Source organism: Tomitella fengzijianii, from assembly GCF_007559025.1.
GTDB lineage: Bacteria > Actinomycetota > Actinomycetes > Mycobacteriales > Mycobacteriaceae > Tomitella > Tomitella fengzijianii.
Genome location: NZ_CP041765.1, coordinates 3613407 through 3630701, shown reverse-complemented (window position 1 = coordinate 3630701; position 17295 = coordinate 3613407). Strand labels below are relative to the sequence as shown.

14 protein-coding genes are annotated in these 17295 nt (G+C 69.5%); 10 read left to right on the top strand and 4 right to left on the bottom strand.

The features are described 5' to 3' along the window. Window positions 1-178 precede the first annotated feature (178 nt). The 4 genes from FO059_RS16455 (at window position 179) to FO059_RS16440 (ending at window position 4463) form a co-directional block, all read left to right on the top strand. The gene (locus FO059_RS16455; RefSeq protein ID WP_143910027.1) at window positions 179-1132 is read left to right on the top strand and encodes an ABC transporter permease; all 954 of its coding nucleotides are present in this window, start codon (window positions 179-181) and stop codon (window positions 1130-1132) included. Next, a complete protein-coding gene (locus tag FO059_RS16450) occupies window positions 1125-2228 on the top strand; it encodes an ABC transporter permease (RefSeq protein WP_143910026.1) in 1104 nt (367 codons plus the stop codon). The genes FO059_RS16455 and FO059_RS16450 overlap by 8 nt, the downstream gene beginning before the upstream one ends. Before the next feature lie 70 nt (window positions 2229-2298). Then, on the top strand, window positions 2299-3471 hold the full coding sequence (locus FO059_RS16445; protein ID WP_143910025.1) for an ABC transporter ATP-binding protein: 1173 nt from the start codon (window positions 2299-2301) through the stop codon (window positions 3469-3471). Beyond that, entirely contained in the window at window positions 3471-4463 is a 993-nt protein-coding gene (locus tag FO059_RS16440) for an ABC transporter ATP-binding protein (RefSeq protein ID WP_143910024.1), read from the top strand. The genes FO059_RS16445 and FO059_RS16440 overlap by 1 nt, the downstream gene beginning before the upstream one ends. 84 nt (window positions 4464-4547) lie before the next feature. On the opposite strand, the gene FO059_RS16435 is transcribed toward FO059_RS16440, so the two are convergent. Next, window positions 4548-5108 carry a VOC family protein gene (locus FO059_RS16435; protein ID WP_143910023.1) on the bottom strand — a complete coding sequence of 187 codons (561 nt, stop codon included), beginning with the start codon at window positions 5106-5108 and terminating at the stop codon, window positions 4548-4550. Between the two features lie 73 nt (window positions 5109-5181). Here FO059_RS16435 and FO059_RS16430 point away from each other — a divergent pair, with 73 nt between their 5' ends. Then, on the top strand, window positions 5182-6078 hold the full coding sequence (locus FO059_RS16430; RefSeq protein ID WP_143910022.1) for a helix-turn-helix domain-containing protein: 897 nt from the start codon (window positions 5182-5184) through the stop codon (window positions 6076-6078). Between the two features lie 38 nt (window positions 6079-6116). Here the strand turns inward: FO059_RS16430 and FO059_RS16425 are convergent, their stop codons facing one another. Continuing rightward, the gene (locus FO059_RS16425; protein ID WP_143910850.1) at window positions 6117-7637 is read right to left on the bottom strand and encodes an AMP-binding protein; all 1521 of its coding nucleotides are present in this window, start codon (window positions 7635-7637) and stop codon (window positions 6117-6119) included. 245 nt (window positions 7638-7882) lie between these two features. Between FO059_RS16425 and FO059_RS16420 the strand changes: the two genes are divergently transcribed. Further along, window positions 7883-9280, top strand: coding sequence for a PucR family transcriptional regulator (locus FO059_RS16420; RefSeq protein WP_143910021.1), 1398 nt, complete (start codon window positions 7883-7885; stop codon window positions 9278-9280). A 494-nt stretch (window positions 9281-9774) separates the two neighbouring features. On the opposite strand, the gene FO059_RS16415 is transcribed toward FO059_RS16420, so the two are convergent. Beyond that, entirely contained in the window at window positions 9775-10404 is a 630-nt protein-coding gene (locus FO059_RS16415) for a LysM peptidoglycan-binding domain-containing protein (protein WP_143910020.1), read from the bottom strand. 656 nt (window positions 10405-11060) lie between these two features. Between FO059_RS16415 and FO059_RS16410 the strand changes: the two genes are divergently transcribed. After that, a complete protein-coding gene (locus tag FO059_RS16410; protein ID WP_143910019.1) occupies window positions 11061-11651 on the top strand; it encodes an acetate uptake transporter in 591 nt (196 codons plus the stop codon). A 111-nt stretch (window positions 11652-11762) separates the two neighbouring features. Continuing rightward, window positions 11763-13718, top strand: coding sequence for an acetate--CoA ligase (acs, locus tag FO059_RS16405; protein ID WP_143910018.1), 1956 nt, complete (start codon window positions 11763-11765; stop codon window positions 13716-13718). 80 nt (window positions 13719-13798) lie between these two features. On the opposite strand, the gene FO059_RS16400 is transcribed toward acs, so the two are convergent. Then, complete coding sequence (locus FO059_RS16400) at window positions 13799-14662, bottom strand: aldo/keto reductase (protein WP_143910017.1); 864 nt, start codon at window positions 14660-14662, stop codon at window positions 13799-13801. Window positions 14663-15005: 343 nt separating this feature from the next. On the opposite strand from FO059_RS16400, the gene FO059_RS16395 reads away from it, so the two are divergent. Both FO059_RS16395 and FO059_RS16390 read left to right on the top strand, forming a co-directional pair. Continuing rightward, window positions 15006-15869 carry an SDR family NAD(P)-dependent oxidoreductase gene (locus FO059_RS16395; protein WP_143910016.1) on the top strand — a complete coding sequence of 288 codons (864 nt, stop codon included), beginning with the start codon at window positions 15006-15008 and terminating at the stop codon, window positions 15867-15869. A gap of 217 nt (window positions 15870-16086) precedes the next feature. Continuing rightward, window positions 16087-17271, top strand: coding sequence for an acyl-CoA dehydrogenase family protein (locus FO059_RS16390; RefSeq protein WP_143910015.1), 1185 nt, complete (start codon window positions 16087-16089; stop codon window positions 17269-17271). Window positions 17272-17295 lie beyond the last annotated feature (24 nt).

The following is a 17295-nucleotide window of genomic DNA, read 5'->3' as shown; positions in this document are numbered from 1 at the left end:
GTGGTTGACGTCACAAGATATTGGGCGACAAGTCAGCGGTCACAATCGTATTTTCGCAGCTTGGATCCCCTGTGCGGGGGTGACGTGTGCGGCGGTCGGCGGTGGCATCCGCTCCGGGGCGCAGTTCCGTGCGCGGACAACCGGACGATTCAAGAACGGAAAGGAGGCGACAACGACGATGGCACGAGTCGTGATCAAGAAGATCGTCGAGCTCGTCGTGGTGTTGTTCGTCGTCAGTATCGGCACATTCTCTCTTGTGCAGCTGATACCCGGCGACCCCGCGGTGGCTTCACTCGGCGAAGGCCACACGCCCGCCGAGTACGCGGCGGCACGCGACGAGATGGGGCTGAACGACCCGTTCCTCACCCGGTACTGGGACTGGCTCTCCGGAGCGCTCCAGGGCGACCTGGGCAAGTCCCTGCTCCCGCCGAACAGCACCGTGAGCTCCCAGATCTCCGCCGCGCTGCCCGTGAGTGTGCAGCTGGCGTTGATGGGCCTGATCATCGCGCTCGTCGTGGCGATCCCCGTCGCGATGTGGTCCGCCCGGCACGAGGGCGGCTGGGTGGACCGCGCGATCAGCGCCTGCACGTTCGGCGTGCTGTCGATCCCCAGCTTCCTCTCCGGCCTGCTGCTGATCATCGTGTTCGTGAACTACCTCGGGTGGTTCCCGCGCTCGCAGTGGGTGCGCTTTTCGGAGGACCCGGGGCAGAACCTCTACCACGCGATACTCCCGGCCGTCACCATCAGCCTTCTCGAGATGGCGATGTTCACCCGCATCCTGCGCAGCGACCTGTGCTCCACGCTGCGGGAGAACTTCATCCTGGTGGCCAAGGCCAAGGGCATGTCCAACTTCCGTCTCCTGGTGAGCGACGCGCTCCGGCCGTCGTCGTTCTCGCTGATCACGATGCTCGGCATCTCGATCGGCTCGATGATCGGCAGCACCGTGATCGTGGAGGTCCTGTTCTCCCTCCCCGGCATGGGCTCGCTGATCGTCCGTCACGCCCAGCAGGGCGACATGCCGATGGTGCAGGGCGCGGTCCTGGTCATCGCCGTGATCTACGTGGTCATCAACGGCATCATCGACATCTCTTACGGATACCTCGACCCGAGGAGCCGACGCGCAAATGTCTGACATCCTTATCGACGAACCGTCCCTCGGCGGACCCGACGGGCCCATGAGCTCGGGCCCCGACGACCCCTTCATCGGCGACGACCCCCGCGAGCGCAAGAAGCTCTACCGGCTCGGCGGGATCCTCCTCGTCGTCGGAATCGCTCTGCTCCTGTTCGGGCTCGCCGCGTCCGCGATCATCATGGGCGTGCGCGTGCCGGCGGTGCTGCTGGGCCTGATCGGCATCTACGCGGGCCTGCGCCGGATCGGCCTCGCCCGCTTCGGTGGCGACTTCGACCTCACCTTCGTCCTGTCGGGGGTGTGGCTGGTAGTGCTCGTCCTCGCGGCGATCCTCGCGCCGCTGCTGCCGCTGGGCGAGTACAAGGACACCACCGCGACCCTCGGCTCGAAGGGGTACCAGCCTCCGAGCCTGTTCTCGGACCACCCGCTGGGCACCAACAACTTCGGGCTGGACCTGCTGTCCCGCTCCATCTACGGCGCGCAGGCATCGCTGATCGTGGCGGTCGCCGCCGTGGTCATCGGCATCGTGGTGGGCGGCGCCATCGGCATCTGCGCCGGCTACTTCCGCGGCAAGACCGACACGGTGATCGGCGTGCTCACCAACTCGCTGCTGGCCGTGCCGGCACTGATCCTGCTGATCGCGTTGGCCTCGGTGCTGGAGCCGAACCTGCGCAACATCTCGTTCGCGCTGGCCCTGCTCGCGATCCCCAGCATGATCCGCATCGCGCGGGCCAACACCATCGCCTTCGCCTCACGCGAGTTCGTGCTGGCGGCGCGGGCGATGGGCGCCACCCGCTGGCGCGTGATGGTCCGCGAGCTGGCGCCCAACGTGGCGCTGCCGCTGCTGTCGCTCGGCATGGTGATGATCTCGGTGATGATCGTCGCCGAGGCGTCGCTGAGCTTCCTCGGTCTGGGCATCAAGCCGCCCAACCCCACCTGGGGCAACATGATCGCGGAGGGCCAGGGCGGCGTGTTCGAGCAGCACCCGTTCATCGTGCTGGTGCCGGGCGTGTTCCTGTTCCTCACGGTATTCGCGTTCAACATCGTCGGCGAGAAGGCGCAGAAGGCCACCGCCGGTCGGTCCGGGGTGAAGCTGTGATCGCCGCGGGGCGCGGGCCCACCCCCGTACACCAGTCAGACTCCGCCCCTTGCGGACATGGAGGTCACCGATGAGCACCACCGCCGAGACCAACGACGGCGCCGACAAGGTCGCCGGGACGGCCGCCGGTCCGGGCGCCGCAGAGCGCAAGTACGACGGGCCGCTGCTGTCCGTCGACAACGTGTCCACCCGCTTCCGTACCAAACGCGGATGGCTGCACGCGGTCGACGGCGTGTCGCTGACGCTCGAGGCCGGGGAGACGCTGGGCCTGGTCGGCGAATCCGGCTCGGGCAAGTCCGTGCTGGGCAAGACCGCCATGGGCCTGATCTCCGGCGACAACGCCACGCACATCACCGGCGAGGTCCGCTTCGCGGGGCACGACATGCAGGCGATCACCCGTAAGCAGCAGCGGGAGCTCTGGGGCGACGACATCGCGATGATCTTCCAGGATCCGATGAGCGCGCTCAATCCGCTCAAGCACATCGGCACGCAGCTGACCGAGTCGATCCGCGTGCACATGGGCCTGGACAAGAAGCAGGCTCGGGAACGGGCCGTCGAACTGCTGCGCAAGGTGCGCATCCCGGAACCCGCGCGCCGGATCGACCAGTACCCGCACGAGCTGTCCGGCGGCATGCGCCAACGCGTCGTCATCGCGATCGCGCTGGCCTGCGACCCCACGCTCGTCATCGCCGACGAGCCCACCACGGCGCTCGACGTGACGGTGCAGAAGCAGATCCTGGACCTGCTCGACGACCTGCGCCACGAGATGGGCATGGCGTCGATCCTGGTCAGCCACGACCTCGGCGTGGTCGCGGGGCAGACCGACCGCGTCGCGGTGATGTACGCCGGGCGGGTCGTGGAGATGGCGCCGACCAAGCAGCTGTTCTCCAGCCCGCGGCACCCGTACACGACCGCGTTGCTGGCGGCGATCCCCGACCTCGGGGACGCGCCGCACACGCCGCTCGAATCGATCGACGGCGGTCTGCCGGACATGACCAAGCCCATTCCGGGGTGCGCCTTCGCTGATCGCTGCCGGTACGCGCAGGAGCGGTGCCTCACCGAGGCGCCGGCCCTCGACGTCGCGAAGGACGCCGACGGCGAGCCCGGCGCCGACCCGAAGCATCCGCACAGGGTTGCGTGCCACTTCCCCGTCGGCACCCCCGAGGGCGATGCGGCGCTCGCCGCCAACGAGAAGGCCGGACGCACCGCAGCCGGCCGCGAGCTGAAGTTGGAGGCCGTCTGATGGCGGGAACAGGCAAGGCGCACCTGCGCCCCGACGACAAGCCGATGCTCAGCGTCGAGGATCTCGTCGTGGAGTTCGATGCGGGCAAGCAGAAGGTGCATGCCGTGTCCGGCATCAGCTTCGACCTGCTGGCGGGCGAGACGCTGGGCGTGGTGGGCGAGTCCGGCTGCGGCAAGTCCACCGCGGGCCGGGCGGTGCTGCAGCTGCCCACCCCCACCAGTGGCACGGTCACGCTCGACGGCTACGAACTGCAGAAGTTCAACCCCAAGGCGCTGCGGCAGTTCCGCAACCACATGCAGATGATCATGCAGGACCCGATGTCGTCGCTGAACCCGCGGCGCAAGGTCAAGCACCTGATCACCGAGGGCCTGCAGATCTGGGGCGTGCGCGACAAGAAGCGGCTCGAAACGCTGGGCCGCGAGATGCTGACCAACGTGGGGCTGGACCCGGACGCGGTCTGGGACCGCACCCCGGGCGAGCTTTCCGGCGGGCAGTGTCAGCGCGTGTGCATCGGGCGTGCCCTGATGCTCAAGCCCAAGATGCTCATCTGCGACGAGCCGGTGTCGAGTCTCGACGTCTCGGTGCAGGCGCAGATCCTCAACCTGCTCGAGGAACTCAAGCAGGAGTTCGAGCTGACGATGATGTTCATCGCGCACAACATCGCGGTGGTCAAGAGCATCAGCGACCGGATGATGGTCATGTACCTGGGCAAGGTGTGCGAGATCGCGCCCAGCGACGGCATAGAGCACTCGGCCAAGCATCCGTACACCCGGCTGCTCATCTCCTCGATCCCCGACCCGGACCGCGCGCGAGGCGTGGCCGACGACAACGAGTTCGACGCGCTCGAGGGCGATTTGCCCTCGCCGCTCAACCCGCCGTCGGGGTGCCGCTTCCACACGCGGTGCCCGCTGGCCACGGACCGGTGCAAGGAAGAGGAACCGCAGATGCGGGAGATCGGCGAGAACCACTACGTGGCCTGCCATAACGTGTAGCAGCAGGCTGCACACACGCGCGAGGGCGCGTGTTCCACCCCCGGAACCTCGGGAGGCGGAGCACGCGCCCTCTGCTGTCCGGGGTCACCCGTCCATCGCTGGAAAGCCCGCCGCGGCCCATTCATCCACCCGACGTGCGCTTTCGGCCTCGCTGATGTCGACGGTGCGCGTCATGACGTTCCACCGCCGGCCGACGGGGTCGAGCAGCGACGCGAACCTGTCGCCGGAGACGAAGTCCGTGACCGGCTCGCGCAGAGTCGCGCCGGCCGCCAGCGCGCGCTCGACCACAGCGTCGACGTCCGGGCGGTACAGGGTCATCGAGTTGCTGACGGAATCGGCGTCCGGCCCTGCCGGGCGCGCAGCGGCGACCAGGCCGTACTGGGGGTTGGGATCGCCCAGCTGCAAGCGGCCGTCGCCGAAATCTAGCTCGGCGTGGGCGACGAGCGCGCCCTCGCCGTCCGGCGCGGGCGATTCGACGCGCGAAACCTCGATCGCCCCGAAGGCGGCGACGTAGAAGTCGATCGCCGCCGCGGCGTCGGAGACGACGAGGAAGGGCGTGAGCGAGGTGAAGCCGCGCGGGGTGCCGTTCACTGTGTGGGCGCCGTCGGCGGCGGTGTGTGCGGAGTTGTTCGTGGCTGCGCTCATGGGGTCCACGCTAGGAGCCGGTGCGGGCCGCGATCTTGAACTTTTGCGACAGCGCACGGAGTAGTTTGGCGGGGTGGACGGCACGGGATTCGGGGGCGGGGACGGCGGGGCGACCGGGGAGGCCGGCGGGGTCGGCGGCGCGGCGCCGCAGAGCAAGGGGGTCGTGCGACCGGATAACCGGGTCGACGTGCGCCGCCTGCCCGTGCCCCACGATGTTTCGGCGCTGGCCCGGCACGTGTGGATCCCGCGGTGGGACCTGCCGGCCGGGGAGGTTCTCGCCCAGCCGGTCCTGGAGTACCCGGGAACGAACGTCGTCATCGAACCGGCGGTCGCGGCGCTGTACGGGCCGCAGCGCGGTCTGTCGACGGTGGACCTGCGCGGGCGGTCCTGGGCCGTGGGCGTTCTGCTGCGGCCGGCGGCGGGAACGATTCTCACGTGCCGGAGCATGGCGGACATCGCGGGGACGGTGCGGGAAGTGCCGAAGGGCGGACGCCTGGTGCCGGCGGTGCGGGCCGCGATGGGCGGGCGGGATCCCGTGGACGTGGACGACGCTCAGGTGGATGGCGCTGCGGGGGATGGCACTGCGGTGGATGACGCCGTCGTCGCCCTCATCTTGGACTGGTTGCGGCAGTTCACCATCGACGACGAAGGACTGCTCATCAATGCGATAGTCGACGACGTCGAATCCGACGACAAGCTGATTCGCGTCGCCGATATCGCCGCCCGGTTCTCGATGGATCAGCGTCGGCTGCAGCGGATCTGCCGTCGGCGGATCGGCTACTCGCCCACGTGGCTCATCAGGCGGCGCCGGCTCCAGGAGGCGTCGGCCCGGCTGCGCGACGACCCGGACTCCCGGTTGGCCGACGTGGCACAAGAACTCGGGTACAGCGACCAGGCCCACTTCGCGCGGGACTTCGCCGCGGTGATGGGGATGCCGCCGGGCGCGTATCGCGCGGAGGCGGGCCGGTAGGGGCGCCGTCGTCCGCGCGTGCGCGCCCGAAACCCATATCAGCCGAACCGCTCCCGCAGCCGGTGCTTGACCAGCTTGCCCGTGGGCGTGCGGGGCAGCTCGTCGACGAACACCACTGAGCGGGGCACCTTGTAGTGGGCGATCTCGTTGTGGACGTAGGCGAGGAGCTCGTCGGCGAGTTCGGCGCAGGGGCGGACCCCCGGCGCGGGTTCGACCACGGCGAGAGCCACTTCGCCCAGCTCGTCGTCGGGCACGCCGATGACGGCCACATCGAGGATTCCGGGATGCAGGGTGAGGACGTTCTCGGCCTCCTGCGGGTAGATGTTGACGCCGCCGGAGATGATGGTGAAGGCCGCCCGGTCGGTGAGGTAGAGGAAGTCGTCGTCGTCGAGGCGGCCGATGTCACCGGTGGTCGCCCAGTTGTCGTGTTCGGGATGCCGTGTGGCGCGGGTCTTCGCGGGGTCGTTGTGGTACTCGAAAGTGGCGCTTTCGCGTTCGAAGTAGACGGTGCCCACCTGACCTGCGGGGAGTTCGCGGCCGCCCTCGTCGCAGATGTGAGCGGGTCCCAGGACGCTGATGCCCACCGACCCGGGGTGCGCCAGGGCCTGCTCGGAGTCGATGAAGGTGGCCCCCACGCCCTCGGTGGCGGCGTAGTACTCGTTGATCACCGGCCCCCACCACTCGATCATCCGGCGTTTGATCTCCGCGGGGCAGGGCGCGGCCGCGTGGATCGCGCAGCGCATGCTGGAGACGTCGTACTGCTCACGCACGGACGGGGCGAGCTTGAGCATGCGCACGAACATGGTGGGCACCCACTGGCTGTGCGTGACCCGGTACTGCTCGACCAGGCGCAGCGACTCCTCGGCGTCGAAGCGGTCCATCAGGATCACGGTGCCGCCGATGGAGGTCACCATCCCGCAGAACCGCAGTGGCGCGGCGTGATAGAGCGGCGCGGGACACAGGTACACCGAATCGGAGTCGAACCCGTAGATGGGTTTGAACACCTCGGTGTACGGGTCGGGGATCGCGTCGACGTCCCCCGCCGGCAGCGGCGGCCGGATCCCCTTGGGGCGGCCCGTGGTGCCCGACGAGTACAGCATGTCCTGGCCGCGTGGCTGGCCGTCCAATGGGGCGTCCGGCTGGGCGGCGAGAACCTCGTCGTAGTCCTCGAACCCCTCGACCCTGCCGCCGAACACCACTCGGTGCGGCACCGCGGGGAGCTCTCCGCCCACGGCCGCGGCGGCCTCGGCGGAGACGAACAGTGCGTCGGCGCCGCAGTCGTCGATGACGAATCCGGCTTCCGGAGCGGTGAGCTGCCAGTTGACCGCGGTGATGTAGAGGCCGCTGCGCAGGGCGCCCCAGTAGATCTCCATCATCCGCACGTCGTTGCCGGACATCATGGCGACGTGGTCGCCCGGCCTAAGCCCGGCGCCGCGCAGGTAGTGGGCGACGCGCCGCGACCGGCTTTCGAGGTCCCCGTAGGTGAGCACCTCGCGTGTGGCGGGGCGGATCACCGCGGGCTTGTCCGGAGTCGATTCCGCGACGGTGCCCGGGTACAGGCTGCCGGTGACCGGGGGCAGGCCGGGGGCGGCCGGTTCGGTTGTCACATGTGCCTCCACTCGTCACGACCGGTCCTACCATGCGGCGGCGGAGCCGGGGCCGGAATGCGGACTGTTCCGCCGGGGCGCGTGACCCCCGCCGGTGAGATTCCGCCAGTCGCGCAGGCGGTTCGCGCGGGGGCCGACCCGTGGTCACGACCGGGCCGCCCGAGCCGGTGCGTGGGCGGTGCGACTATCTTGGGGCCATGGCGGGAGTACCCATCCACGGTGGCTCTGAGCGTCCGCATCCGGGGAGGGATCCGTACGCGGACCCGGTCGGTGATCTGGTCGGCGACGTCGTGGTGGACGTGGCCGCGAACATGGAGCGCGACCTGGACGCGAACTCGGCCGAGGTCAAGAAGCTTCTGGAGTCGCACTTCGCGGAGATGCGCGGCGACAGGCACTGGGCCGATCTGCTGCGCGCCAGCATCTCCAGCAACGTCGAGACGGTGCTGCACGCGCTGCGGCACGGGATTCCGGCCGGGGGGATCGCACCTCCGGCGGCGGCGGCCGAGTTCGCCCGTCGGATGGCGCAGCACGAGGTGCCCGTGGAGGTGCTCGTCCGCTCGTACCGGATGGGGCTGGCGGCGCTGCAGGACGATTTTCTGCAGCGAATGACGATGCTGGTGACCGGGCCGGGGGCGCCGGTGGATCCCGCGGAGCGCGACCGGCGGGCGGATCCCGCGGTGATCCTGGCCGCGGTGCGCCACACGCTCCGCCTGTCCTACGAGTACATCGACTCGATCACCGAGCAGCTCAGCGGGATCTACTGCGAGGAGCGCGACCGCTGGCGTACCGGCGGCAACAGTCAGCGGGTGGAGCAGGTGCGCAGGGTCCTCGACGGGAACGGGGAGCGCGACGCCGCGTCGCACCTGCGTTACGACCTGGACCAGGCCCATATCGCGGCCGTGCTGTGGCTGCCGGAGGACTCCGACCGTGCGGACGGGGCCGCCACGCTGGAGCGCGCTGTGCGCGACCTGGGCGTGATCGTCGGCGCGGCGAGCGGGCCGTTGGCCGTGACGGCCGACGAGCTGAGCGTGTGGGCCTGGTATCCGCTCGACCACGTCACGGGGATGCTGCTCGACGGGGAGCGGGTCCGAGCAGCGTGGGACCCCGCGCCCGATCTCGCGGGGCGCGCTCCGCGGCCGCGCGAGCAGGTGTCCGTGGCGCTGGGGACGGTGGGCCAGGGGATCGACGGATTCCGGCGCTCGCACGCGCACGCGATGCTCGCCCGCTCGGTGGCGGCGCTGGCGGACCGGCCGGCCGGCCGCGCGACCGGATACGACGAACCCGGCCTGTCCGCCGTGGCGATGTTGTGCACGGACATGCGCGCAACTTCGTCGTGGGTGGCGGAGACGCTGGGCCCGCTGGCGGACGACGACGAGTCGGCCGCGCGCCTGCGCGAGACGATCCGCATGTTCTACCTGCACGGTGCCAGCCACAAGTCGGCGGCGACGGCGTTGCACCTGCACGCCAACACGGTGAAGTACCGCATCCGGCGCGCAGAGGAGATGCTGGGACGCCCGCTGCAACAGAACCGGTCGAGCATCGAACTGGCCGTGCTGATCTGCTATTGGCTCGGGTCCGAGGTGCTCACCGACTAGAGGTGCGCGCCGGTCCGGCGTGAACTGCTCACGGCCGGCGGATCCAGGAGGCTGGGGCCCGGCCGCACCCCAATGGGGGGGAGGGGTGGGTGCGGCCGGGGTGTGCGTCTCACGGGCAGCATCGGGGGGTTACGCTGCCCGGAGCCCGCGGCGGCTGTGCCTGCCGACGGGTTCACGCACATCGGGCGCCTCATGAGGGAGTCGAGCCGCTCTTCGGGCGCCCCGTCTATGACAGTACGTGCGCGGGCATGATGTGCGCATGTGCGCGAGCGACCGACTTTCCGCCGCGGTTTGTACCTCGGGTACAAAATGGGACGGATGTTCAGGTTGAATTTCTGATTCTGCACGTAGGAGCCGACGGGCGCCGCCATTTCCCGGATGACAGCACGGGTTTTGGACGTACGAAACCCCCGGGCGGGGGCCCGGGGGTTTCGTGTGATCGTCCGCCGTCAGGGGTCGCGTCGGTGACGCGGGGCATCAAGCGGCCGGCGAGGTCACTTCACCATGTCGATGATCTGACCGGGGAAGATCAGGTTGATGTCGGCCACCTGGGGGGCCAGCTCGCCCATCGGGACGTCGAAGGCGATGGCGATCTTCGAGAGCGTGTCGCCCAGCTGCACGGTGTAGGTGCCGTCGGCGTTCTTGGTCAGCGCCGAATCCGACGCGCCGGAGTCGGCGGTCTGCTGGCTCGGCGCGGTGTAGTCGGCGCCGGACTGGTCGGCGGACTGGTCGTAGGAGGTCTCCTGGTAGGAGGTGGTCTGGGCCTGCTGCTGGCCGCCGTCGCCGCCGGTGCCGCCACCGCTGAGGTACTGGCCGCACACGGGCCACGCGCCGGGGCCCTGGGTCTGCAGGACGTTCTCCGCCACGCGGATCTGCTCGGACTGGCTGGCGTTGGCGGGGCTGCCGCTGCCGCCGTTGGCCGCCCAGGTGGACTGGCTGAACTGGAGGCCGCCGTAGTAGCCGTTGCCGGTGTTGGTCGACCAGTTGCCGCCGGACTCGCACTGGGCGACGCCGGACCAGTCTGCGGCCGACGCGGTGCCGGCCCCGATGGCCAGGGGCGCGCCGACGACGATGCCGGCGGCGGCGACGGTGCCGAGTGCGCGCTTGATGGTGATTCCGGTCATGTGAAGTGTTTCCTCTCCGTGCCGCTGTCGATGCGGTGGCTGCCTGTGCCGCCGTGGGCCTCTGGCCCGGGCTGCGATGGCCGCCGGTGTGCTGTCCGCGCTGGGACCCTGCCCTCGAAGGTTTTCGGTCTGCCGGATCGCGGGGCAGGATGCGGCGGCGGTCCGACGTTCACCCGCTGAGTTCGGGCTGCCGACGACAGTAGGGGAAGATCACGGAAAGGTCACGAGTAGGTCTACTCGCCGTTATTCGTGACCTGTTGCATATGCGGCGGAGTCTTTCCTGCTCGCACGGGTCGCACAGCGCTCGCGCAGGGGTGGCGTTTTTGTCCGAATGTGTCGAGGGGCACAGGGATTCTGTGCGGCACGTCACCGGATGGAGGGGTCGATAGCGGCCCGAAAATGCTGTTCAGCGTGCTGAGCGCCGACCCGGTTCGACGCGGGCCCGGCGGGGGCGGCGGTGCGGGTCCGGCCGCGCGGGCGGCGGGCGCCGGATGCCCCGTCCGGTCCGTGCCGCGCCCGCGGTGCCGCACGCGAATGCCTCGAGCGGCGCCACCCCCGATATGGGGGGTGGATCGCCAAAGGCCTTGTGTGCTGCGTCACCATGCATACGCTGAGGTGCAGCAGTTCACTGTTTCGGAACCGTTCGAGGAGGGGCAATGACAGAACCATCGACCAGTCGCATCCCGGGTGCGCACATAGCGGACCCCGGGGCGCTGGGCCTGGGGGCCTTCGCGCTCACCACGTTCGTGCTCAGTGTCGTCAACGCGGGCCTGGTGGACGCGGAGCCGGTGGTCTTCGGCCTCGCGCTCGCCTACGGCGGCATCGTGCAGTTCGGGGCGGGGCTGTGGGAGTTCGCCAAGGGCAACACGTTCGGAGCCACCGCGTTCTGTTCGTACGGCGGATTCTGGGTCTCGTTCTGGTACCTCACCACCCAGACCGACCTGACGGGCCTCGTCGGCAACAGCGCCGATCACGGCGTGGCCGTCTACCTGCTGGCGTGGAGCATCTTCACCACCTACATGCTCATCGCCTCACTGCGCACCAACCTGGCCATCGTCGCGGTCTTCGCGCTGCTGACGCCCACCTTCTTCCTGTTGATGGCCGGTGATTTCTCGGGCAACGACACCGTGACGCATATCGGCGGCTGGCTCGGCATCATCACGGCCGTCGCCGCCTGGTACGCGTCGTTCGCCGTCGTGACCAACGCGACCTTCAAGAAGACGGTGCTGCCGGTCGGGCCGCGCTGAGCGACCGCCGGGCCGGCAGCGCCGGCCCGGCGGCGGGCCTGAACCGGTACACACGACGGCCCCGGGCGAGCAGGATGGAAAGCACCCGGCACGGACATCACTAAGGAGACGATGAGAGTGTCCACAGAACAGACAATCGCCGCGCTCGGCCGCGAGAGCCGCATCTTCGAGCCGCCGGCCGACTTCGCGGCGAACGCCAACGTGAAAGCCGACGCGTACGAGCGCGCCGAGAAGGACCGCCTGGGCTTCTGGGACGAGGCCGCGCAGCGCATCACCTGGGCCGAGCCCTACACCGAGGTCCTCGACTGGTCGGGCGCCCCGCACGCCAAGTGGTTCGTGGGCGGCAAACTCAACGCCGCCTACAACTGCGTGGACCGGCACGTGGAGAACGGTCTGGGCGACCGCGTCGCCTATCACTTCGAGGGCGAGGGCGGCGACACCCGCACCATCACCTACAAGGACCTGCAGGACGAGGTCAACAAGGCAGCCAACGCGCTCACCGAACTGGGCGTCAAGACCGGCGACCGCGTGGCCATCTACATGCCGATGATCCCCGAGACGGTGTTCGCGATGCTCGCGTGCGCCCGCATCGGTGCCCCGCACACCGTGATCTTCGGCGGATTCTCGTCCAAGGCCATCGCCGACCGCGTGCAGGACTGCAGCGTGGAGTTCGTCATCACCGCGGACGGCGGTTACCGCAAGGGCAAGGCCTCGCCGCTCAAGGCGGCAGTCGACGAGGCGCTGGAGAGCTGCCCCGACGTGCACACCGTGCTGGTGGTCAAGCGCACCGGCCAGGAGGTCGCCTGGACCGAGGGCCGCGACAAGTGGTGGTCGGACGCGGTGGACGGGCAGTCCACCGAGCACACGCCGGAGGCCTTCGACGCCGAGCACCCGCTGTACATCATGTACTCGTCGGGCACGACGGGTAAGCCCAAGGGCATCCTGCACACCACCGGCGGCTACATGGTGGGCACCTCGTACACGCACTACGCGGTGTTCGACATCAAGCCGGAGACCGACGTGTTCTGGACCGCGGCCGACATCGGCTGGGTCACCGGCCACTCGTACATCGTCTACGGGCCGCTCGCCAACGCGACGACGTCGATCATGTACGAGGGCACCCCCGACACCCCGCACCAGGGGCGCTGGTGGGAGATCGTCCAGAAGTACAAGGCCACCATCCTGTACTGCGCGCCCACCGCCATCCGCACCTTCATGAAGTGGGGCCACCAGATCCCCGCCGAGTACGACCTGTCCTCGCTGCGGCTGATCGGCTCGGTGGGCGAGCCCATCAACCCCGAGGCCTGGGTCTGGTACCGCAAGAACATCGGCGGCGACCGCACCCCCGTCGTGGACACCTGGTGGCAGACGGAGAACGGTCAGATCCTCATCAGCCCGCTGCCGGGCGTCACGGCCACCAAGCCGGGCGCGGCCATGCGCCCGCTGCCCGGCATCGTCGCCGACGTGTTCAACGAGGACGGCAAGCCCGTCGGCAACAACGAGGGCGGGTACCTGGTGGTCAAGGAGCCGTGGCCGGGCATGCTGCGCACGCTGTGGGGCGACGACGACCGGTTCCAGCGCACCTACTGGGACCGTTTCCCCGGCGTGTACTTCGCGGGCGACGGTGCCAAGCGCGACCAGGACGGCGACATCTGGGTGATCGGCCGCGTCGACGACGTCATGAACGTCTCGGGGCACCGGCTGTCGACCACCGAGATCGAATCGGCGCTGGTCTCGCACGATGCGGTGGCCGAGGCCGCCGTGGTGGGCGCCGCCGACGAGACCACCGGCCAGTCGATCGAGGCGTTCGTGATTCTCAAGCAGAGCGCGCACGGCGGCGGCGAGGACATCGTGGCCAAGCTGCGCCAGCACGTCCGCGAAGAGATCGGCGCGATCGCCAGCCCGCGCTCGATCATGCTGGTCGAGGAGCTGCCGAAGACCCGCTCCGGCAAGATCATGCGGCGCCTGCTGCGTGACATCGCCGAGAACCGCGAGCCCGGCGACTCGACCACCCTGGCCGATTCCTCGGTGGTCGACCGGATCCGCAGCGAGGTTTCCGGCGGGTAGCCGAGGCAGCGGCAACGCGGCAGGCCGGCCCTCCTCTGAAGAGAGGAAGGGCCGGCCTGCCGCGTGACGGCACCGGGCGCTCAGATCCGGTCGAACACGTCCGGGTCCGGCCCCACACGGCCCTCCGGCCCCCGGTCGAGGGCGGCGATCTGCGCCATCGAGTCGCCGTCGAGCTCGAATCCGAACACGTCGAAGTTCTCCCGCATCCGTGCGGGCGACATGGACTTGGGGAAGACGATGTCACCGCGCTGCAGGTGCCACCGCAGCACCACCTGCGCCGCGGTGCGCCCCAGCCGCTCCGCCAGCTCGCGCACCGCGGGCTCGTCCAGCACGGCGCCCTGCGCCAACGGCGACCACGCCTCCACCGCGATGTCGTGCTCGCGGCAGAACGTGCGGACCTGCTCGTTGCCGAACAGCGGGTGCACCTCCACCTGGTTTACCGCCGGGACGGTGTCCGCCTCCGTGAGCAGGCGCTGCAGGTGCGGCACCTGGAAGTTGGAGACCCCGATGCTGCGTGCGCGGCCGTCGGCGGCGAACTCCTCGAGCACCTTCCACGTGCCGACGAAATCCCCGTCGTAGCGTGTGGGCAGCGGCCAGTGGATGAGGAAGAGGTCGAGGTAGTCCGTGTCGAGCCTGGCCAAGGACTCCTCGAAGGATCGGCGGGCGTCGTCGGGCCGGTGATTGCCGTTGTTCAGCTTGCTGGTCAGGAACAGGTTCGAGCGGCCGATCCCTGATGCTGCGATACCGGCGCCCACCTCGGCCTCGTTGCCGTACATCTGCGCGGTGTCGATGTGCCGGTAGCCGGCCTCCAGCGCCGCCCCCACCGCCGCGGCCGCATCGGCGGGGGCCACCTTGAAGGTGCCGTAGCCGAGCTGCGGAACATTGCGGCCCGAGTTCAGGGTGACGCGGGGGACTGCGTTGTCGTCGTCTGCGGTATCAGTCATGGTTCCGATGGTGCCGCGCGCGGGCCGGATGCGCATTGCCGGCGGGTGCCGGGACCCGGCGATGACGCACGATTCACATTCTGTGGCCCTCGGATGGTGGTTTCCCACCATCCGAGGGCCACAGAATGTGCGTTGGGTGTCACGACGTCCCACACGGCCGGAGGAATGCGCGCCTCCCCGTGGTCGCCCGTGACAGAGTCGCGGTGACCGCAGGCACAGTGTGATCGACCATGGGAACAGTTGGTTCGACCGTGGGCACAGTTGGTTCGACCATGGGCATGGTTGGTTCGACCGCAAGCACAGCACGGTCGCCGGGTGCGGCCGTCGGCGAAGGAGTAGGGATATGGGCTTGAATTCCGACAGGGTCATCGTGGTGACCGGCGCGAGCCGCGGTGCGGGCAAGGGGATCGCGCTGGGGCTCGCGGGGCCGGGGTCCACCGTGTACGTCACCGGGCGCACGCGGAACGAGGGCGACGCCCCACTGCCGGGGACCGTGCAGGCCACGGCCGACGAGATCACCGCCCGCGGCGGCACGGGCGTGCCCGTGATCTGCGACCACGCCGACGACGAGCAGGTGGCCGCGCTGTTCGAGCGGGTGCGGGCCGAGCGCGGCCGGCTGGACATCCTGGTCAACAACGCCCTGGTGGTGCACGACGACCTGGCGAAGAAGGGACCGTTCTGGGAGAAGCCGCTGTCGATGCAGGTGGTGCTGGACGTGGGGTTGCGCTCGTCCTACGTCGCCAGTTGGTATGCGGCGCCGCTGATGGTGGCGGGCGGCGAGGGGCTGATCGTCAACACGTCGTCGTTCGGCGCCCGTTGCTACATGCACGGGCCCGCCTACGGTGCCGGCAAGGCGGCGGTGGACAAGATGGCGCACGACATGGCTCATGACCTGCGGCCGTACGGAGTCGCGGCGCTGTCGCTGTGGATGGGCATGCTCAAGACCGAGCGCACCGCCGCGGCGTTCGAGGCCAACGCGGAGGCGTACAAGCGGTTCGCCGCGCACGCGGAGAGCGCCGAGTTCCCGGGCCGGGTGATCGACGCGCTGGCCCGCGATCCGCGCCTGATGGACCGCTCGGGGAAGGTGCTGATAGGCGCGGAGGTGGCGGAAGAGCTGGAGGTGACCGACATCGACGGGAACCGGCCGCCGTCGCACCGGGGGTTCCTTGGCGATCCGACAGTGTTCAGCGACGCAGTGGTGGAGTGAGGCCCGGCTGCTCGCTGAGGTTGCGGGTTGGTGGGGGATGGGCAAGCGACGCAGTGGTGGAGTGAGGCCCGGCTGCGCGTCCCGCCCGGCGGGACCCATCTGTCCCGCCGGGCGGGATCAATGTGCTGACGGACACACCGCGCTGTGAGTGTTGGGTCGTAGGTGTCGCGCGCTCTCCGCGTCGGCACCGTCGACGACACGGCCTCGGGAGGCGGATATGGGCAACAAGGTTCTCGAATACATCGAGGAGCACGCGGACGAGCTCTTCGCGCAGGGCGCGGAGGCCGAGAAGATCGGCAAGCTCACCGACAAGACGGTGCAGATGCTGGTGGAAGCCGACGCGATGCGGATGCTCCAGCCTTCCGAGTACGGCGGCCTGGAGTACCGGCCGCGCCAGTTCGCGGAGACGGTGATGCGTTTGGCGTCGCTGGATCCGGCGGCGGGCTGGGTGCTGGGCGTGTGCGGGGTGCACCCGTGGCAGCTGGCCTACAACGACGAGCGGGTGCGCGAGGAGGTGTGGGGCGAGGACAGCAGCATCTGGATGGCCTCCCCGTACATGCCCGGCGGCATGCTCACCCCGCGCGGCGACGGCACCTACGACTTCAGCGGTCGCTGGTCGTTCTCCTCGGGCACCGACCACTGCCGCTGGGCGTTCCTGGGCGCCATGCTCGCGAACCCGGACGGTTCAATGGCGCAGCCGCCGCAGATGGTGCACGTGATCGTCCCGCGGGGCGACTACGAGATCATCGACGACTCGTGGGACGTGGTGGGCCTGCGCGGCACCGGCAGCAAGGACCTGGTCATCAAGGGGTCGGTGGTCCCTGAGTACCGCACGATGACCTGGGAGGACGTCTCCGAGGGGACCGGACAGGATCGTTCGGGCCGCACCGAGACGCTGTATCAGATGCCGTGGTCGGCGATGTTCCCGATGGGCATCACCGCGGCCACGATCGGCATCTGCGAGGGGCTGCTGCGGCTGGCCGAGGACTACCAGGCCGAGCGCATCGACGCCAACGGCGCGAAGATCAAGGACGATCCCTACACCATGTACGAGTTCGGCGAGCTGACCGCCGACCTGCGGGCGGCGCGCGCGGAGCTGCTGGCCAATGCCGACCGCTTCTGGGACATCACCGAGAGCGGGCGCAAGGCGACGTTCGCGGAGCGTGCGCAGGGTCGTGCGACGCAGGTGCGCGCCGCGTGGCGGGCCGTGGAGGCGGCCAACGCGATCTACGCGCGCTGCGGCGGCAACGCGCTGCGCATGGACAAGCCGATGCAGCGGTTCTGGCGCGACGCGCAGGCCGGCATCCATCACGCGATCCACTCGCCCAACACCGTCTACCACGCTGCGACCCTGAGCTCGCTCGGCGCGGATCCGCAAGGGCCGCTGCGGAAGATGATCTGACGGTCGACCCACTACAGCACGGAA